General features: G+C 64.1%; 19 protein-coding genes. 10 read left to right on the top strand and 9 right to left on the bottom strand.

Annotated elements, in window-relative coordinates:
* Positions 1–292 precede the first annotated feature (292 nt).
* The 4 genes from FFS30_RS15875 to FFS30_RS15890 form a co-directional block, all read right to left on the bottom strand.
* Positions 293–844 (bottom strand): hypothetical protein, encoded by a 552-nt coding sequence (locus FFS30_RS15875; RefSeq protein ID WP_137914162.1) that lies wholly within the window; start codon positions 842–844, stop codon positions 293–295.
* Positions 845–913: 69 nt separating this feature from the next.
* Positions 914–2,005 (bottom strand): Ig-like domain-containing protein, encoded by a 1,092-nt coding sequence (locus FFS30_RS15880; protein ID WP_171014665.1) that lies wholly within the window; start codon positions 2,003–2,005, stop codon positions 914–916.
* A 48-nt stretch (positions 2,006–2,053) separates the two neighbouring features.
* Positions 2,054–3,376, bottom strand: a complete 1,323-nt coding sequence (locus FFS30_RS15885) for a collagen-like protein (protein ID WP_137914164.1) — start codon at positions 3,374–3,376, stop codon at positions 2,054–2,056.
* On the bottom strand, positions 3,373–4,086 hold the full coding sequence (locus FFS30_RS15890) for a hypothetical protein (RefSeq protein WP_137914165.1): 714 nt from the start codon (positions 4,084–4,086) through the stop codon (positions 3,373–3,375). The genes FFS30_RS15885 and FFS30_RS15890 overlap by 4 nt, the downstream gene beginning before the upstream one ends.
* Between FFS30_RS15890 and FFS30_RS15895 the strand changes: the two genes are divergently transcribed.
* Positions 4,061–4,276 (top strand): hypothetical protein, encoded by a 216-nt coding sequence (locus tag FFS30_RS15895; RefSeq protein WP_137914166.1) that lies wholly within the window; start codon positions 4,061–4,063, stop codon positions 4,274–4,276. The genes FFS30_RS15890 and FFS30_RS15895 overlap by 26 nt on opposite strands.
* Positions 4,277–4,345: 69 nt before the next feature.
* On the opposite strand, the gene FFS30_RS15900 is transcribed toward FFS30_RS15895, so the two are convergent.
* Both FFS30_RS15900 and FFS30_RS15905 read right to left on the bottom strand, forming a co-directional pair.
* On the bottom strand, positions 4,346–5,032 hold the full coding sequence (locus FFS30_RS15900) for a response regulator transcription factor (RefSeq protein WP_137914167.1): 687 nt from the start codon (positions 5,030–5,032) through the stop codon (positions 4,346–4,348).
* Positions 5,033–5,075: 43 nt separating this feature from the next.
* Positions 5,076–7,925 carry a sensor histidine kinase gene (locus FFS30_RS15905; RefSeq protein WP_137914168.1) on the bottom strand — a complete coding sequence of 950 codons (2,850 nt, stop codon included), beginning with the start codon at positions 7,923–7,925 and terminating at the stop codon, positions 5,076–5,078.
* A gap of 38 nt (positions 7,926–7,963) precedes the next feature.
* Between FFS30_RS15905 and FFS30_RS15910 the strand changes: the two genes are divergently transcribed.
* On the top strand, positions 7,964–8,254 hold the full coding sequence (locus tag FFS30_RS15910; RefSeq protein ID WP_137914169.1) for a hypothetical protein: 291 nt from the start codon (positions 7,964–7,966) through the stop codon (positions 8,252–8,254).
* A gap of 109 nt (positions 8,255–8,363) precedes the next feature.
* Here the strand turns inward: FFS30_RS15910 and FFS30_RS15915 are convergent, their stop codons facing one another.
* Positions 8,364–9,260, bottom strand: a complete 897-nt coding sequence (locus FFS30_RS15915; protein ID WP_249352540.1) for a LysR family transcriptional regulator — start codon at positions 9,258–9,260, stop codon at positions 8,364–8,366.
* A 110-nt stretch (positions 9,261–9,370) separates the two neighbouring features.
* Here FFS30_RS15915 and FFS30_RS15920 point away from each other — a divergent pair, with 110 nt between their 5' ends.
* On the top strand, positions 9,371–10,141 hold the full coding sequence (locus tag FFS30_RS15920) for an SDR family oxidoreductase (protein WP_137914170.1): 771 nt from the start codon (positions 9,371–9,373) through the stop codon (positions 10,139–10,141).
* Between the two features lie 197 nt (positions 10,142–10,338).
* Here the strand turns inward: FFS30_RS15920 and FFS30_RS15925 are convergent, their stop codons facing one another.
* Positions 10,339–10,572 (bottom strand): hypothetical protein, encoded by a 234-nt coding sequence (locus FFS30_RS15925; RefSeq protein WP_137914171.1) that lies wholly within the window; start codon positions 10,570–10,572, stop codon positions 10,339–10,341.
* Between the two features lie 588 nt (positions 10,573–11,160).
* On the opposite strand from FFS30_RS15925, the gene FFS30_RS15930 reads away from it, so the two are divergent.
* From FFS30_RS15930 to FFS30_RS15960, 7 genes are all read left to right on the top strand, one after another.
* A complete protein-coding gene (locus FFS30_RS15930; protein WP_137914172.1) occupies positions 11,161–11,406 on the top strand; it encodes a FeoA family protein in 246 nt (81 codons plus the stop codon).
* Entirely contained in the window at positions 11,403–13,238 is a 1,836-nt protein-coding gene (gene feoB / locus FFS30_RS15935) for a ferrous iron transport protein B (protein WP_137914173.1), read from the top strand. The genes FFS30_RS15930 and feoB overlap by 4 nt, the downstream gene beginning before the upstream one ends.
* Complete coding sequence (locus FFS30_RS15940; protein ID WP_137914174.1) at positions 13,235–13,540, top strand: DUF6587 family protein; 306 nt, start codon at positions 13,235–13,237, stop codon at positions 13,538–13,540. The genes feoB and FFS30_RS15940 overlap by 4 nt, the downstream gene beginning before the upstream one ends.
* A gap of 93 nt (positions 13,541–13,633) precedes the next feature.
* On the top strand, positions 13,634–15,187 hold the full coding sequence (glpD, locus tag FFS30_RS15945) for a glycerol-3-phosphate dehydrogenase (protein ID WP_137914175.1): 1,554 nt from the start codon (positions 13,634–13,636) through the stop codon (positions 15,185–15,187).
* A complete protein-coding gene (locus FFS30_RS15950) occupies positions 15,184–15,894 on the top strand; it encodes an MIP/aquaporin family protein (RefSeq protein ID WP_137914176.1) in 711 nt (236 codons plus the stop codon). The genes glpD and FFS30_RS15950 overlap by 4 nt, the downstream gene beginning before the upstream one ends.
* Positions 15,895–15,940: 46 nt before the next feature.
* Entirely contained in the window at positions 15,941–17,449 is a 1,509-nt protein-coding gene (gene glpK, locus FFS30_RS15955) for a glycerol kinase GlpK (RefSeq protein ID WP_137914177.1), read from the top strand.
* A 34-nt stretch (positions 17,450–17,483) separates the two neighbouring features.
* The gene (locus tag FFS30_RS15960) at positions 17,484–17,711 is read left to right on the top strand and encodes a hypothetical protein (RefSeq protein WP_137914178.1); all 228 of its coding nucleotides are present in this window, start codon (positions 17,484–17,486) and stop codon (positions 17,709–17,711) included.
* A 13-nt stretch (positions 17,712–17,724) separates the two neighbouring features.
* Here FFS30_RS15960 and FFS30_RS15965 read toward each other — a convergent pair whose 3' ends face one another.
* Positions 17,725–18,756, bottom strand: a complete 1,032-nt coding sequence (locus FFS30_RS15965; RefSeq protein ID WP_171014667.1) for a TraB/GumN family protein — start codon at positions 18,754–18,756, stop codon at positions 17,725–17,727.
* Positions 18,757–18,850 lie beyond the last annotated feature (94 nt).

Consider the following 18,850-nt stretch of genomic DNA (forward strand, 5'->3'; position numbering starts at 1 on the left):
TCCCATTCTGCTTGAGCAGGTCAGCGAACGCGCCATTGGTGAACCGCCGGCCAAGTCGGTGTCGAGTAGCTCAGCAGCCTGAAGACACTCCCATAGCGGCTATCGAATGGCCGCAAGGAAGCAGACTGCCCAAATGATTGTGAGTCTGCTTTTGGCCGAACTCGGCCGCCGGGAAACGACCCCAAGCCGTCATTCGCCCATATCCGTGCGAGCGAGCAGTTGAGCAGCGCTTTGAAACTCTACTCGTTGACGCTGATGATTGTGAGAGCGACCGATTCGCAGAACAAGTTGATTACCGCCTTTCGACGAGCGCCCACACAGCCGCGATCGTAAAGGCGATCGTGCGCACCAAATGGAATGTCTGGAGTTGTCGATATGCCGCTTCGGTATATCCGTGTGCCTGCATGTCGTCGTGCGCGAATGCGGCCCACGGAGTGCTGAGAATCGAAACGACGCACAGCGTTGCAATCCCCCAGACGGCCCATCGTGAAATTCGCACCGGTGTGCCCCACAGTGCGAGAGTCCACGCCAAGCAAGCGGCGCCGAACGGCAGTACGACGATCGGCAGGCGTCGCGTGTATCCGCGACTGAAAGCCTGGAGCGCGGCGTCCCCTACCGCGCTCATGTCGACGTGGATGCGATAGACATTGAAGAACAATAGCCAGGCGATGCCGACGCTGAACCAGAGCAAGGCCAGTCCGGCCGCCTGCAGCCAGACCATCGCATGCTCGGGAATGAAAGCCGAAGCCGGCTTGCGCGTGAACGCCGCCTGCGCGGTGGCTCCCAGATAGAGCAGCAGCGCGGCAACCAGCGTACCGAGGAAGATCATGAAATAGAGCGGCATGACGGCAGAATATGGCCTAGAAAGGAAGGTGACCGACTCCAGCGTTCGTCGCGAACGCCGCGCGGAAGCTCATTCGCCGCGCTTCCCGTTCGCGCGGTAACGGATTCGCCAAACCGTCGCCATCATGCAAACGCCCAGCAATAGCAAGGCCCATGCACTGAGCGCGGGTGCCGGCGTCGCCGGAGTCGAGGGAGGCGCCGCATTGACGGTGACGACAATACTGGTGCTGCTGCCGCTGTAAGTCGTATCGCCGGAATAAGTCGCGGTGATCGCGTGGGTGCCTGCACTCAGGCCGGCGGACGCAAACGTGGCGACGCTGCCGTTCAACGCGACGTTGCTGGCGAGAGAGGCTGCCCCTTCGCTGAAACTCACCGTGCCGGTCGGCGAAGCGGAAGGCAACTGCAATGCGGATTGCGTCGCCGCAGCGCCAACGGAATCGGGAAGGCGGTCGACGCTCACCGCGGCCGAGAACGTAATGAGCTGGCCGACGAAGGCGGGGTTGGGTGACGCGTCCAATGTCGTCGTCGTGCCGATCGACTGCACCCCACCGACAGAGCCGTTCACCGTCAGCCCCTGCCCCGAGCCGCCGGTGCCGCGGATACCTCGCTGCAATGGGTTGGTGGCACCGGAATTGTTGAATGTATAAATGCGGAACTGGGTCGTTCCGCTTTGTACACCGAGCGCACTGACGTCGGCCGTAATCAGTTGCCCGCCAAAAAAAATTCCCGAGAACGTCCCCGAACTCAGCGTGGCCGCATAGTTGTCGACGCTGGAACGGATTTCCCAGTTTCCGCTTCCGTCATAGTTGTTGTAGAGAGAGAAAGCGACGGACGAATAAGTGACGTTGGTGCCCGTCATCGAGAAGGCGAGATAGTCGGTCGCGTCGAAAGCGCCGCCGCTCCAGTTGTCGAATTCGTAGGCGTTGGCGAACGGGCCCGGACTCGTCAAGCCGGGACCGCCGCTCAAGTTTCCTGCAGAAGCGAGGTTGGGCGATACGCTCGTCGGCGGCAGCGGCACGCTGCTGTCGACGGTTCCCGACGGATTCCAATACGCGAGAACCTCGGCGCAAGCCGGCGCCGAGACAGTGGCGATCAGCACGAAGGCGAGGCCGCTGCAGAGCAAGCGCAGATTTTGGATACGGGATTTGAGCAAGCAGATCATGGAGGTCTCCGGCATCGTGGCGAATCGACGCCACGTCGTTTGTGGCATTCAGAACACGAGCAGGTAGTACGCCTCGTCTTCGTCCTTGTCGTTGTCTATGTAGTACGTCGATACGCTCACCGACGTGTTCGATGCGCTGAAGACGCTGACGGCGCTTCGATAACTTCCGTCGATCGTCGCGGACAGGAATCGGCTGCTCACGGGAAAACCGAAATCGATCCGAGTGTCTCCTGCGCCCTGGCGCGAATAGCCGAAACCGCATGGCGGGGCGGACGCTGCGCTTGCGCCAAGTTGCGAGTTGAAGCAACGCACGATGCCGCCGCCTCCGGGGATGACGTATGCCATTGCCTTGACCCAACCGCCCTGGTTGGGATTCTGCTGCGCCGCCCCGTCGGCGACGAAGGCGTAGTTCGAGTCACTATGACCGAACACGCCGAAGCCGCTCGTGCTGATTCCGCTCGCCCCCGTGCCGGAGGTGCTGACGCCGGCCACGCCCGAGCCGGCCTTGCCGACGCCGAGCACGCCCGATGAATTGCCCTGGTCGGCGAAGCCGGCGACACCGACTGCCGACGTGCTGCTGGTGTAGCCGTGCACACCGTCGAACGAAGCACTTTCGCCGAGCACGCCGGCGGCGCCTTTCGCACCGGTACTCTTGCCGTAGACGCCGGTGAAGCTGACGCTGAAACCCTGCACGCCATCTCCATTCGCGCTTTCCGCGTGAACGGCGGCGCCGGTGCCGCTGACGGCCTGCACGCCATAGCCGCTGAAACTCGTGCCGAGCACCCCGGTGCCGCCGGTGCTGGCGCCCTGCACGCCGGAGTTCCGCGCGCTCGTGCCAAGCACTCCGACCGCATCGGTCGATTCGCCCCAGACCCCGGAAGCGGGAACATTCGGATTGGTGCTGGTGCCGTTGATGCCGTGCACGCCGGCGTTGCCCGAGGTGTTCGCGACCGAAAACGCTGCGTTCGGTGTCGCCGTGCTGCCGGTATAAGGCAAGGTAAAGCTGCCGGTGCCGGCGGAACCTTGTGGACCGGTTGCGCCGGCGGGTCCGGTGGCGCCGGTCGGTCCGACCGGGCCTTGCGGACCGACGCTGCCGACCGCACCGGGCGCGCACGGACCGAGCTGTCCGGTCGCGCTCACACAAGCCGGCAAGTTGCGCGCCGCGCCGTTCACGAGCACCGGAATGATGACTTCGCCGTCTTCGTTGACGCGCAGGCGAATCTGCGATCCGCTTGCGTCGGTCACGACGAGGCCGTTGCCCGCGTTCGGTTGAACGACGACGTCGGCAGCGCTCGCGGACGTCACGCCAAGACTGAGCGAGGCAAGTGCCGATGCGATTGCCCGCATCATGCGGGTATGGCGAATAGTCACGAAAATTTCCTGTTGCGTCGAAATAAGCTGTATGCGGCGACAAACAGCATGGCGGCCAGCAGCACCCAGCGGCCCGCTCCGAGCATCGGCGCAGGCACCGTGCCGCCGGAGACATCGAGAAACCAGTTGACGAGATTGCCGCCGTCAACCGAGTTGAATTGCGTGGGCAATCCCGGTGCGATATGCGCGATGCTGGCGTTGTTGTCGCGTGCGTGCACATAGGCGATCGTTTGCGCCGCGCCTTCGGCGAGGGCAAGCGCGCCGCGCTGGCCGGCAACGCTGCTGCGGACATCGAGCAGATGCCCCGCGGCACCTTGCAAAGTCAGCGAGTGCGCGACGCTTTGCGCCGCGGCGACGGGAAAGAGGATTTGCTTTCCGGAAACGGTGGCGACGACGAAATCGTAGAAATTCGTCGCGCCGGACATCTCGCTCGTACCGTTGCCGCAGGCATCGACGATCGCGACGCGGCTGGCGCCGGGGTCGAAGTTGCCGGCATTGGCGAAGTTGCCGCCAAGCGAGATCCGACTCGCACCGGCAGCGAAACTGCTGCCGCCGCTGAGATCGAGATTCGCGATCGAAGTGAGGTTGGCGGCACTCGCCATGAGCGAGCCCGCAACCGTCAAATCCGAGCAGCCTAGATCGACGTTGTTGTCGGCGACATTCAGCGACGAGCCTGCGCCGACGATGATCGTCGCGAAGGCGTTTCGCATCGCCAGGATCAGCAGCGCGCAGCCGAGTAAGCGTAATGCTCTCGGCGCGCCCATCGACCTCGCGCGAACGAATATCGTGACTGGCATGCGTGCTACCCAAAGAAAACGTTTCTTCCGCGCCAAAGCCGCCGTGCGGCTGGAGCGCCAATCTGGACGAAAAACTAACGAAGAAACGCGGGCGTCGCCATGACATGATCATGCCGTTGCGGCATGTACGCTGCGCGAGATTTTCTTTCCCGCGTCCCTGCAGAAAGCGGCTCTACACCAAGCCGTGCCGCAATGCGTAGCTCACCGCCTCGGCGACGTTGTGCACTTGCAGGGTGGAATAGATTTGGCGGATATGGTTGCGCACCGTGTCGGTGGCGATGCCGTGGCGCTCGCCGATTTCGCGGTAGGACAGTCCGTCGACCAGGCCGCGCAGCACATCGAGTTGGCGCACACTCAAGCCGAGATCGCGCGGCAAGCCCGCGTTGCCGAACGCGCCCCTGTGGCTTTCGCGCACAAGGCGCATGAGGGTGCCGGCAAGAGCGCTGCTCAGCGGCGATCGTCCCTCGCGTATCTGCTCCAGCTTGGCGATCATTTCGTCGCCGGTGACGCCTTTGAGCAGATAGCCGTCGGCGCCCGCACAAATGGCGGCGAGGACGTTGGCCGGGTCCTCGAATACCGATAATACGACCACGCGCAGTTGCGGGAAGAGAGTTTTGAGTTCGCGCGTGAGATCGATGCCGCTGATCTCCGGCAGGCCAAGATCGGTGATGACCAGATCCCAGGGCATCGGCATGCTCAGTTCGCGGACTTTCCGCGCAGCGGAAAGCAAGGGCGCCGCACTCGCGTAGCTCGCCACCAGCGTAAAGCCGGGGAGACTGCTCAAGAGCAGAGCAAGACTGCGGCGAAAACGGGGATCGTCTTCGACCGTAGCGAGACGCATCGCGGCAATGTCGTTCATTCGCGCACGCTGCACGGCTTTGCCGATGCTGGCAATGACATGTTCATGCGTGCGGCGAGATATCGGGCCAGGTCAGTTCTATCTGGGTGCCCGCCGCCGCCGCACTCGCGATATCAAACCGCGCGCCGATCGCTTTGGCCCGGCGCCGCATGCTTTCGATGCCATTGCCCGGCGTATCCCGACGGGGATCGAAGCCGATGCCGTCGTCGCGGATGCCCAAGGAAAATCCCTTGCCGACGTTCGCCTGCAGACGGACCTCGACCGACCGAGCACGAGCATGGCGCGACGCGTTGTGGAGCGCTTCGAGCGCGAACAGCAGTACATGCCGGCGCACCTCGACGGGCAACGAAATCTCCTGCGCTGGCGTGGACAGCTTCAACGACAGACGCGGCTCTTCGTCCGGGAAGAGACGGCGGGCATGATCGGCAATCTGCTCGCCGAGTTCGGCAAGCCCGGCCTTGCCGCTGCGCAGCGACCACACCAGGGAGCGCAAACCGTTGCTGAGCAGGCCGGCGACGCTGCCGATCTCGCGCACGATGCGCGTCTGCTCGGCGGCATCGGTTCGCGCCGCGGCGCCGGCAAGCATGCCGATGCTGCCGAGACCGGCGCCGATCTCGTCGTGCAGGTCGAGCGCGATGCGCGTGCGCTCCGATTCCACGCGCAACAACGCCGCAACGCGCAGGCGGTAGATCAGCACGAGCAGCGCCAAAGCCGCAAGGCCGAACAGAGTCTGCGCCCAACCGGTTCGGTACCACGGCGGGAGTACGCTGAATTCGACGCTCGCGGGAGGATCGGACCAGTGCTCGCCGTCGAGGCTCGCGCTCATTTCGACGCGATAACCCCCAGGTTCCAGCGCGGCGAACTGCAGCCTCGGGTCGCGCATCGGCAGCGACCAATCGCCTTCGCCGCCGATGCGCGAACGGTATCGCAAGAGATTGCGATCGCGATAGCTCAAGCTGGCGAATTCGAGTTCCAAACGACGATCGCCCGGTTTGAGCTGGAGCGGCGCACCCGGATCGCGGAGTTCGGCATCGACCTGGCTGCGCACGAGTACGGTTTTAGGGATGCCGAGAGCTTGGCTGCGCACCGCCTTGGGCACGCGCCAGATGCCGTGGAAACCGGACGTCCACAGATCACCCTCGGCGGTTTCGAGCGTGTAGTTGGTGCTGTTGCCGGGCAAGCCGTGCCATGCGCTGAGACGTTCTGTGATTCTCCAGCCGTCCTCGCAATCGGCGCACGCCTGCACGCGCACCGGCTGTCCGTGACTGAGCCAAATCTGTCCGTTTTGCGCAGGCGCGGTGCTGCTGATTTCGCCGCCGCCGATACTGCGATTGCCCGGCAGAAGGCGAAGCTCGTTATGTCCATCGAGGGCATATAGACCGCCGACCGCGACGAGCCAGATGTGCTCGGCATCGACGCGTTGCACGGATTGGACGGTGCGCAAACCGTCGCCGGCGACGCAGTCTTCCGCCGTCGCGTGGTCGTCGGGAAAAACGTGCAATCGGCATACGCGCCCATCGACCCAGGCCAGCGGACGATCGTCGCGATCGTCGAACCAAAGAACCGCCACATGCTGCGCGCCGGCCGTGCGGATCGGCACCGGGCGGGACGCGCCCGGCGCGAGGCGGAGCAGATCTTTCTCCGTATAAATCCACACCGCACCGGTACCGTCGGTGCGGCAGGTGTTCACGAATTCCGTCCCCGCGGGCATGTCGGCCACCGGCTCGAATGCTCCGTCCTTGAACGTGCTGCCGCGCCATGCGTACACCTTGGACTCGGAAACGGCCCATATGTGCTGTGGCGGCTGGATGCACAGATCGGCATCAAGCTGTTCCTTGGCGACGACACCGGTCGCGGTTTCGATGCGAAGGATGTTTCTCGGATCGCCCTGCACCCAAGTGGTGTCGCCGGCCTGCCAAAACCTTTTCAGATTGTTCTTGGAAAACCAATTCCACGTATCCGGTTCGGGAAATTGAATGAGACCAACGGAGGTGCCCAGCCAAACACTGCCTTCGCGATCGACCAAGATCGGGCCGCCGGTCGGAAGTATGGTGGCGTCGACGTTCAAATTGCGGAGGTGTCCATTTGCTTCGAGCGCGGTCAGTCCCTGGGTCACGATCCACAACGTCGAACCGCGCTGGGTCATGTCGCGCACGTACTGGTATCTGCCGAGACTTACGATCTGCTTCGCGCCATGCGCATCGACTCGCCATATGTCGACGTCGGTGCCGGTGCGCTTGCTCAACCACAGTACGTCGTCGTCGCCGGCGACTCTGTCGAACACGCCTCCGCGCAGCACGAGTTCTGCGGCCGTGTTGTCTCGCAAGCGCCAGACTGCTTCGTCGGTTACCGCGACCATCGATTGTCCCGCCGCACGCAGGCCTCGGAACTTTTCCGTTGCCGGCATGCCTTGCCCGGCGCGCTGCCATTGCATCGCGCGGTCGCGCCGCCACAATTCTTTGCCGAGCACGATCCACAGATTGCCTCGTGCGTCGAAAGCCAGCGCAACCGAATTGTCGATCGGCTTGCCTTCGGGGCCGAGCACAGGCTCGACGGCATCGCGCGTACGCCGCCACAAGCGTCCGGAACGCGCGCTTCGCGTTCGGATCAGCAACTCGTCGTCTGCGCCGACAACGAGACCGAGAGTGGCGACCGGATCGTTGAGCTGGTTCGCAGCCCATGGGACGAAATTGCTCCCGTCGAAACGAACCAGACCGCGTTGCGTACCGATCCAGATGAAACCCGCTTTGTCCTGTGCGAGCGCTTTGGTTTCGCCGGAACTGAATCCGACGTTTTCATCGTAGATGCGGAAATAACTCTCTTGCGATTGCACCGCCTTGAACGGCGCAATGAGTAGAAAAAGAAACGGGAAGTAGCGGCAGATATTGGCCATGAGCGGATTACTCGATCTGTCCGTCACCGTCGGCGTTGATGCGCGCAAGCTGCATTTTTCGCAAGCACCCGGGTGCGGGCACCGTCCCGTTTCTTCTTCACAAGAATATTGCGCTCGACCAATTGACTGCGCTCTCCCTGATGGAGAAGCAGAAGCAACAGGCCCGTCGGCAATCGATCCTATCCTCGCCGCCGACGTCGATGCAATCTCTCACGATGACGGCGAAAGCTCTTGCCGCGAGTTTCCATTGGCGCACGCAGCTCAACCTGCTTTCAGATGGAGTCTTCGAATTTGAGTTTGCCAGAAGCAGTGCGTTGGGAGATGCCTGAAGCCTAGGTTCCACGCCACGGAGCGCTTATCGCGCGGATGAAGAACATCCATCGGTCCGCGGCAAGCGCTCGCGAGCGATGCTTGAGGGAATTTCGCTGCAGCGAAATTTCAGGTAAGACGTCCCTTCAAGACTTCCGTGATCCAGTTCATCACGAGCCGCACATGCCGCGGCACGCTTCGTCCGTGGGCATGCACGATAGAGACGGGCATCGGTTGGCAGGTGTGCTGCGGCAGGATTTCGACCAGGTCGCCGGCCATCACGCTGGGCATCAGGCCGATGCGCGGCGATTGGACGATACCGAGTCCCGCCAGGCATGCCGCGTTGTACGAGTCGGTGCTGTTCACCGTGATCAAGCTGCGCATGGGGTATTCGCGATACACGTTTCCGTCGCGATATTCGAAACCCGGCGTGTCGGCGCCGAAGCCGATCGAATAGTGGACGACGAGATGGTCCTTGAGATCCTCGAGCGTCCGCGGAGTCCCGTGTTTGCGCAAATAAGCGGGACTCGCGCAATTGATCATCGAGAATTCGCCGAGCCGGCGCGCGACCAGGGCCGAGTCCTGCAGATTGCCGACGCGCAGGACGCAATCGAAGCCTTCGCGAATGACGTCGACGCGGCGGTCGGTCGTCGATAGCTGCACTTCGATATTCGGGTGCGCCGCGAGCCACTCGGGCAGGCGCGGAATGAAGGTCGATCGCGCAAGGCTCTGCGGCATGTCCACGCGCACGCGTCCGCGCAACGAGGTCGGCGTCTGAAACAACGAGGCGAGTTCATCGGCATCGTTGACGAGTTGGCGCGCGCGCAAAAGGAATGTTTCGCCGTCCGGCGTCAAGCGCACGGCGCGCGTGGAACGCTGCAGGAGATGACTGCCGACATCGGCCTCCAAAGCACGCACGGCCATCGACACGCGCGCCTTGGACAAACCGAGATGCTCGGCGGCACGAGTGAAGCTGCCGAGTTCGGCAACCTTGACGAACATTTTCAGCGTATCGGTTTCCACGATGCCATTGTTCAGTAATAGTTGACGGTATGTCGAGCCTTCACGGGCTTTTCTCCGCGCTCGGTCGCCATTATCGTTTCGATCACCTAAACAATACCAGCCAGGAGACAACCATGACGACTTCCCGCAACAACCCGATCGCGCTGATCACCGGCGGCAGCCGCGGCCTCGGCCGCAGCATGGCCTTGCACCTCGCCGAGCGCGGCACCGACATCCTCTTCACGTACCGCGCCGCGGTGGCCGAAGCGAACGATCTGATTGGACGCATCCACGCGCTTGGCCGCAAAGCCGTTGCGCTGCAGCTCGACGTCGCCGACTCCGCGTCATTCGACGCGTTCGGCCACGCTGTTGCGACGGAACTCGAGCGCAGTTTCGGCAGGAAGAATTTCGATTACCTCGTCAACAATGCGGGAACCTCGCTGCATGCGAGCATCGCCGAAACCACGGCAGCCCAACTCGACGAGATCTATAGCGTGCATTTCAAGGCGCCGTTCCTGTTGACCCAGCGCCTGTTGCCGCTGATCGCCGACGGCGGCCGCATCGTCAATATTTCCAGCGGGCTCGCGCGCATGACGCTGCCGGGCTCATCGGCCTACGGCGCGATGAAAGCCGCCGTCGAAACGCTGACGCGGTACATGGCAAAAGAGCTGGGCGAGCGCCGGATCACCGCGAATGTGATTGCCCCCGGCGCGATCGAGACCGACTTCAGCGGCGGCATGGTCCGCGACAATCCCGAGGTGAACCAACGGATCGCATCGATGACCGCACTCGGCCGCGTTGGCTTGCCCGACGATGTCGGCGGCGCGGTAGCGATGCTGCTTGCCCCCGAAAGCGGTTGGATCAATGCGCAGAGGATCGAAGTTTCCGGCGGCATGGGTTTGTAAGCGAATCCTAAAGCGTGAGGGTCGACACTGCCGACCCTCACGCGATTGATCGCTCTGACTCTGACGATATGCGGTCCGAAAGGGCTTCTTATGCCTTGGCTATTGCTAGCCGAGGAACCAAAAGACAGCCAAGCAAATTCCGTCCACAGCAGGCCAATTCGGCAACGTCGCGCAGAAGCGAATAGTCGGTACCCGGACTATCGAAATGCTCCGTCGAGCATGAGAAATACGACAAACAGGATAAGAAACGGTGCCGCGAAGAATAGAAGTTTTCGCGCGACACCAACTAATTGCGCGCCACGCTCCTGAAGCTTTTCGGCCCGCCCCTGAATGCGTTCCGCTTTTTCCATATTCTTTTGAAAGGCGGTGAATTGCACTCGCTGCATCTGAAGCGCTTCCTCTTGATGAGCGAGCTGTTTTTTTCCCTTCACGAATTTCCGTGAGAATTCGGACTACCAATTCGTCATTCATAAGTGCCGACGCCTGAGCTAAGCGAGCGCTGCCGCCAAGGCCGTCAGAATATCGCAAGCCGTCACTGCGATCCGCTTGAGCGAATAGTCCGACCTCGTCGATTCACATCCCAAGCGCAGCCCCTGCGAGCAACGATCACGCCGCGGCCCGCAATTCGGCAACCGGGTTACCGGGTAGACGCGGCGGTTCGGCAGCGCTGGAGTCCCGAACAGATCGTCGGATTGTCCCGAGCCCAAGGCCTGCTCGCCCCCAGCCGCTAAACCCTCTACGACCGTTTGCGGCACGACAAACGCAATGGAGAAGCTTGCGGCGATTCACCCGAATCCTGCCGAAGATGGGCCGCAAACGCCGTCAGATGCCCCTCGCACACTGAGAAAGCCCTGCGCGAGCCACTTTTCAAGCATAAGAGGCCGCGGTATCCACTGTAAGCATCCAAACGCACTGCTTGCGCGTTTCCACCTACGACCCGACATGACAATCCCTTGACATGGAGTCTGCCGCCCCAACCAAGTATAATGCGAACCATTCTTATTTAGATGCGAATCGGCGTGCTGCTTTCGGAACTGGCGATGGGTGCATCGGCCACAGTCATTGAGGTCACGGACAACGGAACGAACGACGTGATCGCGCGACGTCTGCGCGATCTCGGCTTCGTCGCCGGAGAGCCGGTGCGCCTCGTTGCGCGCGGGCCGCTCGGCGCCGATCCGCTGCTCGTGCAGATCGGCTATACGCGCTTCGCCCTGCGCCGCGCCGAAGCCGCGCGCGTGACGATTACCGTGGACTCGACGCCATGACCGGCGCGGCCGACACCTTGCAGATCGCCCTCGTCGGCAATCCGAACTGCGGCAAGACGGCGCTGTTCAATCTGCTGACCGGCACGCGCCAAAAAGTGGCGAACTACGCCGGCGTGACGATCGAGCGCAAGGAAGGCCATTACATTGCGCCGTCCGGACGCAGCGTGCGCGTGCTCGACCTGCCCGGCGCGTACAGTCTCGCCGCGACGAGTCCCGACGAGGCGATCACGCGCGACGTCATTACCGGCCGCTATCCGGGCGAGGCCGTGCCCGATCTGATCGTCTGCGTCGCCGATGCGACCAATCTGCGCCTGCATCTGCGCTTCGTGCTCGAAATCGCCAGGCTCGGCCGACCGATGCTGCTCGCACTCAATATGATGGACGCGGCCAAGCGCCGCGGCATCCGCATCGACACAGCGGCACTCGCGCAGAAGCTCGGCATGCCCGTGGTGGAAACCGTGGCGATCAAGCACGGCGGCGCGAAGGCGCTGATCGAACACATCGACGCCGCGCCGCAAGTCCATCCCTATCCGCCATCGTCTGAGCCGGCCGCGGATTTGCACGCCGAAGTTCGCGCGATCCTCGCCGCCACGGTGAGCATTCCGCGCCGCACCGCCGCCGTCGACGACGCCATCGACCGCGTCGTGCTGCATCCCGTGCTTGGGCTCGCGATCCTCGCGCTGGTGATGTTCCTGATCTTCCAGGCGGTGTTCTCGTGGGCGACGCCGCTGCACGACGGCATCGATGCCGGCATCAACGCCGCCGGCGAATGGCTCGGCGCGAGCCTGCCCGACGGCGCGCTGCGCAGCCTCGTTGTCGACGGCGTATTCGCCGGCCTAGGCACGGTGCTCGCCTTCCTGCCGCAGATTCTGATCCTGTTCCTGTTCATTCTTTGCCTCGAAGAGTCGGGCTATCTGCCGCGCGCGGCGTTCCTGCTCGACCGCATGATGCTCGCCGCGGGACTTACAGGCCGCTCGTTCATTCCGCTGCTGTCGAGTTTCGCCTGCGCGATTCCGGGAATCATGGCGACGCGCAGCATCCCCGATCCGCGCGACCGGTTGACTACGATTCTGATCGCGCCGCTGATGACCTGCTCGGCCCGCCTGCCGGTCTACGCGCTGCTGATTGCGGCGTTCATTCCGCAGCGTACCGTCGCCGGCATATTCAATCTGCAGGGCATCGTGCTGTTCACGCTCTATGTCGCCGGCATCGTCAGCGCGCTGCTCGTCGCCTGGGTGATCAAGCGCATCCGCAAGGACAAGAGCGAACATGCGCTGATGATGGAATTGCCGTCGTATCGCATGCCGCATCCGCGCGACATCCTGATCGGCCTCTATGAGCGCGGCATGATCTTCGTCAAGCGCGTCGGCGGCATCATCCTCGCCCTGACCGTGCTGCTGTGGTTCCTCTCGAGTTTCCCAGGCGCACCGGCCGGCGCGACCGATCCGGCGATCGACTACAGCCTCGCCGGCATGATCGGCCGCATGCTGCATACTGTGTTCGCCCCGCTCGGCTTCAACTGGCAGATCTGCATCGCCCTGGTTCCGGGACTTGCCGCGCGCGAAGTCGCGGTGTCGTCGCTCGCTACGGTCTACGCACTCGCCGGCAATGAAGACGGTTTGCAGGCGATCGTCGCTTCGCAATGGTCGCTGGCGACGGCGCTGTCGCTGCTCGCCTGGTATGTGTTCGCGCCAATGTGCATCTCCACGCTCGCCACGGTCAAGCGCGAAACAGGCTCCGTGCGCAACGTCGTCGTGCTCGCTGGCTATCTGTTCGGCCTCGCCTATCTCGCGTCGTTCGCGACCTATCAGATCGCCAAGGCGCTGTCGTGAGCTACGCGATCTTCCAGACCGCGGTGATCGCGCTCCTCGTCGCCTGGAGTCTCTGGTTCGCGTTCCTGCGCCTGTTCCCGCGCAGCTACCGCGCCGTGCAGGCGCAAATCGCGCATCGGCTTTCGGCTTCGTCCAACGCCACGCTGCGCACGCTCGGCGCGAAGTTCGCACCGCAGCAAGTTACGAGCGGTGCCGGCTGCGGCAGCGGCGGCGGCTGTTCGAGCTGCGGCACCTGCGCGCCGTCACCGCCGCCGGCCGACGACGTGCATCCACTCGTCTTCCATCCGCGCGCAAAACGCTAGTCTTTTCCGCGCTGCAAGGTGCGCGGACCGCGCAGACTCATTTCCCGACGGCGCCCGGTTCTCGCGCCTGCGCGAATCTGCGAAGATGCGGAGGTGCGCACCCAGGCGGACAATCAGGTCGACGTACTCGTCGTCGGCGGCGGCATCAACGGCGCGGCGATCGCGCGCGATGCAGCCGGGCGCGGCCTGTCCGTTCTGCTCGTCGAGCAGGACGATCTCGCCGCGCACACGTCCAGCGCAAGCAGCAAGCTGATCCACGGCGGCCTGCGCTATCTCGAACAATACGAAATCTCGCTCGTCGCCAAAGCACTCGCCGAGCGCGACGTCGTTCTCAATTCGGCGCCGCACAACGTCAAACCGCTGCGCTTCGTACTGCCGCACGAGCCGCATCTGCGCCCCGCGTGGATGATCCGCGCCGGCCTGATGATGTACGACCGCCTCGGCAAGCGCCGCGCACACACCTTCCCGCACTCGCGCCGCGCCAAGCTGCGCGACCACGTTGCCGGCCGCGCGCTGCAGCCGCAGTTCGACACGGGCTTCATCTATTCCGACGCCTGGTGCGACGACGCGCGCCTTGTCGTGCTCAATGCACTCGACGCGCAGCAACGCGGTGCCGAGATCGCGACTCGCACGCGCTGCGAAGCGGCACAGCGCAGCGCGCAAACTTGGACGGCGCAACTGCGCGGCACCGACGGCGCAGCGCGGCAGGTCGAAGCGCGCGTTCTCGTCAACGCAGCCGGGCCGTGGGCGGTCAGCTTTCTCGACGGCATCGCACGCGTGACGCATTCGCATACGCTGCGCCTGGTCAAAGGCAGCCACATCGTCGTGCCGAAGCTCTACGACCACACCTACGCCTACACCTTCCAGCAAGTCGACCGGCGCATCGTGTTCGCGATCCCGTTCGAGCGCGACTACACCCTGATCGGCACGACCGACCTCGAATTCGCCGGTGCGCCCGGTACGCCGCGCATCGACGCCGACGAGATCGTCTATCTCTGCGCCGCCGCCAACCGCTACTTCGCGCGCTCGATCGCGCCGAGCGACGTGGTCTGGAGCTATTCGGGCGTGCGCCCGCTGCTCGAAGAAGCCGGCGTGTCGGCGTCCGAGGTGACGCGCGACTATCTGCTCGACTTCGACAACGGCGAGGCCGACAAAGACCGGCGTGCACCGCTGCTCAACGTGTTCGGCGGCAAGATCACCACACACCGCAAGCTCGGCGAGGAAGCGCTCGACTTGATCGCACCCGCGCTCGGCAACACGCACGGCGCGTGGACCGCGGATGAGCATGCGCGCCTGCCCGGCGGCGAGTTCGCCGAGGACGCGCACGAAGGCGAGAACCCGTTCGACAAATTCCTGCATGCGACCGTGCTGCGCTATCCGTGGCTCAATGCCGGCCAGGCGCTGCGCTATGCGCGCGCCTACGGTTCGCGCATCGACCGCGTGATCGGCAGCGCGCGCAGTCTCGGCGAACTCGGCGAGAATTTCGGCGCCGACCTGTACGCGGCGGAAATCGATTATCTGCTGCGCGAGGAATGGGCGCGTTCGAGCGACGACATACTCTGGCGCCGCAGCAAGCTCGGCCTGCGCTTGAACGCAGACCAGCGCGCGCGGCTCGACACCTATATGGCAACCAAGGTGAATGGATGAATCCTTATCTCGGCGAATTCGTCGGCACGGCGACCTTGATGCTGCTCGGTAGCGGCGTGGTCGCGGGCGTGCTGCTGCCGCAGTCGAAATCGCAGAACGGCGGCTGGCTCGTGATCGCCGTCGCCTGGGGTTTCGCCGTGTTGTTCGGTATCTACGCCGCAGCGCCGAGCGGCAGCGGCGCGCATATGAATCCCGCACTGACGATCGGCCTCGCCACCCTCGGCAAGTTTTCCTGGGCGCAGGTGCCGGGCTATGTCGCCGCGCAAATTTCCGGCGCGGCGCTCGGTTCCACACTCGCCTATCTCGCTTACTTGCCGCATTGGAAGCTCGATCTCGATCCGCTCGCCAAGCGCGCGGTGTTCTGCACGGCGCCGGCAATCCGCGACTTTCCTGCGGCGATCCTCTGCGAAGCGATCGGCAGCTTCGTCCTCATGTTCGGCGTGCTGATCATCGGCGCGAACAAGATGACCGAAGGGCTGGCGCCGTTCGCGGTCGCCGGCCTCGTCGTTGCGATCGGCCTTTCGCTCGGCGGTCCGACCGGTTATGCGATCAATCCGGCGCGCGACCTCGGCCCGCGCATCGCGCATGCGCTGCTGCCGATCCCGGGCAAGGCCGGCTCGGACTGGAGCTACGCCTGGGTGCCGGTGTTCGCGCCGATCGCCGGCATGCTGCTCGCGGCCGCCTGCTATCGCGCGCTGTACGGCTAAGCCGCCGCCGCGCGCAACGAACGACGCAATCATCGGGAGCAAGATCATGAGTCAGTCCTACGTTCTCGCGATCGATCAAGGCACGACGAGTTCGCGCGCGCTGCTGTTCGACCATGCCGGCAACATCGCCGCGAGCGCGCAGCGCGAGTTCGCGCAGAAGTTTCCGCAGCCCGGCTGGGTCGAGCACGATCCGGTGGAGATACTCGCCAGCGTCGAGGCCACGGTCGCCCAGGCGATCGCGACCGAACGCAAGCTCGGCCAGATCGACATCGCCGCGATCGGCATCACCAACCAGCGCGAGACCACGGTGGTGTGGGAGCGCGCGACCGGTAAGCCGATCCACAATGCGATCGTCTGGCAGTCGCGGCAGACGCGCGCGATCTGCGACGAACTGATCGCCGCCGGCCACGACGCGCTCGTGCGCGCACGCACCGGCCTGCTGATCGACGCGTACTTTTCCGCGACCAAGGTGAAGTGGATTCTCGACCACGTCGACGGTGCGCGCGAGCGCGCGAGCCGCGGCGAGCTACTGTTCGGCACGATCGATACCTGGCTGATCTGGAACCTGACCGACGGCAAGGTTCACGTCACCGATGCAAGCAACGCCTCGCGCACGCTGCTGTACAACATCCACGAGCAGCGCTGGGACGACGACCTGCTCGCGCTGTTCGACGTGCCGCGCGCGATGCTGCCCGAGGTGCGCGCGTCGAGCGAGGTCTACGGCCACACGACGCATTTCGCGCGCGGCAAGTCGATCCCGATCGCGGGTGTTGCCGGCGATCAGCAGGCCGCGCTGTTCGGCCAGGCATGCTTCGCCGGAGGCATGGCGAAGAACACCTACGGCACCGGCTGCTTCATGCTGATGAATACGGGCGCCAAACCGGTCGCTTCGAAGAACGGCCTGCTGACGACAGTCGCGTGGAATTTCGGCGGCAAGACCGAATATGCGCTCGAAGGCTCGATCTTCGTCGCGGGCTCGGTGATCCAGTGGCTACGCGACGGGCTGCGCCTGATCGACGCGGCCGCCGATTCCGAAGCCTATGCGCGCCGCGCGAAGTCGAACGACGGCGTCTATCTCGTGCCGGCCTTCGTCGGCCTCGGTGCGCCGTACTGGCGCAGCGACGTGCGCGGCGCCATGTTCGGACTCACGCGCGGCACACGCAAGGAGCATCTCGTGCGCGCCGCACTCGAATCGATGGCCTACCAGACCCGCGACGTGCTCGCCGCGATGCAGGCCGATTCGGGCCTGCAGCTCAAGTCGCTGCGCGTCGACGGCGGCGCGATCGCGAACGATTTCCTCGCCCAGTTCCAGGCCGACATCCTCGGCGTGCCGGTACAGCGCCCGCGCCAGCTCGAAACCACGGCGCTTGGCGCGGCCTACCTCGCTGGCCTTGCGGTCGGCTACTGGCAGAGCCGCGAGGAGATCGCTCAGCACTGGGGCGTCGGCCGCGAATTCACCGTCGAGCTGGACGGCACCGAACGCGAGCGGCTCTACGCCGAGTGGCAGCGCGCGGTCGGCGCGACACTCGAATTCCGCATCGCGCCGGGCGGCTGAGCGGCACCGGTACATCGCCGCGAGGGCGCCTGCGATGAGCGGAAAAATTCACATCGAAACGCATGCCTTCGAAGTCGAAGACGAGCACGGCCTGCGCACGATCCTGATCCATACTCAGCCGGTCAGCGTTGACGACCACGGCAATGCGAGCGAGCTCCCGCTCGGCGCGGAATGGCGTCTGCGCAACGGCGAATCGGTCGTACCGCTGTCCGGCGTCGAATTCGAAACCGCGCACCGTAAACGCTGGCGCAAGGTCGGCTGAGTGCGAAGAGCGCCTATTGCGGTTCTTCGACGACGTAACCCTTCTTGCGCATCGTCGCCAAGCGGCCGTCCGCATTGACGAGCTCGGATATCGGCAGCACCGCAAACGTGCTCGGGTTGTCCCAGAGCGCCGCCTCGGCGGCTTCGATCCATTCGGTCTGCAAGCGTTTGCGCGCATCGGCGAGCTTCTCGCGCAAATTCGCATTCGCCGCAAGCGCATTGAGGCACACGCTACGCTGATCCGGATACGGCAGGCTCTTCAGTTTTTCGAGATCGCCGATCGCCCAGGCGTTCGCGCGCGCGCGCATCGCGCCGAGGTCGGTCTCCAGGCGCTGGATCGTCGTCGCCAGGCAATCGATGTCGAGCTGGCCCGCGGTGCTCTTGAAGTCGTCGATCGCCTGGCGCGCGTTGTCGACCGGGATCTCGACTTCGATCTCGCGGATCGACACGCGATGCTGTTTCGCGATCTTCTCGATTACCGGCCACAACGCGTTCTTGTTGGTCATGCCCGACTTGCCGATCGCCTTGCTGTACAGCTCGTTCGCGGCGAGGATCGGGCGCAGGCGCTCGACGCCGTCATCCTTGCCGAGGTAGCGCTCCTTGAGCGGGAGCCAACGCGCGTACAAATCGGGCGGCAGCACTTGCTTGAGCGTCGCGCCGTCGGCGTTTTTCTTCGCGCTCAATGCCGCAGGCAGCAGGAACATAGTGCGGAAGAATCCGATCTTCACGTCGGCCTGCGCATCGGTCAGCACTTCCTGCGATTGCGCGATGATTTTTTCGACTTCGTCGGAACGCCAGCTCAGCGTCTTCGGCAGCGGCGCCTGGGTGCCGAGGATCCACAGCACGTGGTCGCTGTCGCGGCGCGTCACCTTCCACAATCCCGGACCGGGCTGCTCGCCGGCGACGAGCACGGTATCGAGCGTCGGCGGCGACGCGTTCGACGGCGCCGCTGGAGGCGGCGACGGCGCCTGCGTCTCGGGCGGCGTTTGCGCCGCGGCGGCCGCGCAGACCGGCAACAGAATGAGCGAAAGCAGGATGGCGCGCATGAAGCCCGTCGCGGAAACGTGGGGCGGCCAGACTAAGCCGCGGGCGATGAATTCCGCATGAAAAAAGCCGGCCATCGGGCCGGCTTTTCTACGT

Source organism: Rudaea sp. 3F27F6, from assembly GCF_005503555.1.
Classification (GTDB): domain Bacteria; phylum Pseudomonadota; class Gammaproteobacteria; order Xanthomonadales; family Rhodanobacteraceae; genus Rudaea.

Excerpts from the sequence above, each read along its gene's own strand:
- FFS30_RS15875 (WP_137914162.1), bottom strand. The coding sequence starts at position 844 with ATGCCGCTCTATTTCATGATCTTCCTCGGTACGCTGGTTGCCGCGCTG.
- FFS30_RS15880 (WP_171014665.1), bottom strand. The coding sequence starts at position 2,005 with ATGATCTGCTTGCTCAAATCCCGTATCCAAAATCTGCGCTTGCTCTGC.
- FFS30_RS15895 (WP_137914166.1), top strand. The coding sequence starts at position 4,061 with ATGATCGTCGCGAAGGCGTTTCGCATCGCCAGGATCAGCAGCGCGCAG.
- FFS30_RS15890 (WP_137914165.1), bottom strand. The coding sequence starts at position 4,086 with ATGCGAAACGCCTTCGCGACGATCATCGTCGGCGCAGGCTCGTCGCTG.
- FFS30_RS15900 (WP_137914167.1), bottom strand. The coding sequence starts at position 5,032 with ATGAACGACATTGCCGCGATGCGTCTCGCTACGGTCGAAGACGATCCC.
- FFS30_RS15905 (WP_137914168.1), bottom strand. The coding sequence starts at position 7,925 with ATGGCCAATATCTGCCGCTACTTCCCGTTTCTTTTTCTACTCATTGCG.
- FFS30_RS15910 (WP_137914169.1), top strand. The coding sequence starts at position 7,964 with ATGCGCGCAAGCTGCATTTTTCGCAAGCACCCGGGTGCGGGCACCGTC.
- FFS30_RS15920 (WP_137914170.1), top strand. The coding sequence starts at position 9,371 with ATGACGACTTCCCGCAACAACCCGATCGCGCTGATCACCGGCGGCAGC.
- feoB (WP_137914173.1), top strand. The coding sequence starts at position 11,403 with ATGACCGGCGCGGCCGACACCTTGCAGATCGCCCTCGTCGGCAATCCG.
- FFS30_RS15950 (WP_137914176.1), top strand. The coding sequence starts at position 15,184 with ATGAATCCTTATCTCGGCGAATTCGTCGGCACGGCGACCTTGATGCTG.
- glpK (WP_137914177.1), top strand. The coding sequence starts at position 15,941 with ATGAGTCAGTCCTACGTTCTCGCGATCGATCAAGGCACGACGAGTTCG.
- FFS30_RS15960 (WP_137914178.1), top strand. The coding sequence starts at position 17,484 with ATGAGCGGAAAAATTCACATCGAAACGCATGCCTTCGAAGTCGAAGAC.
- FFS30_RS15965 (WP_171014667.1), bottom strand. The coding sequence starts at position 18,756 with ATGCGCGCCATCCTGCTTTCGCTCATTCTGTTGCCGGTCTGCGCGGCC.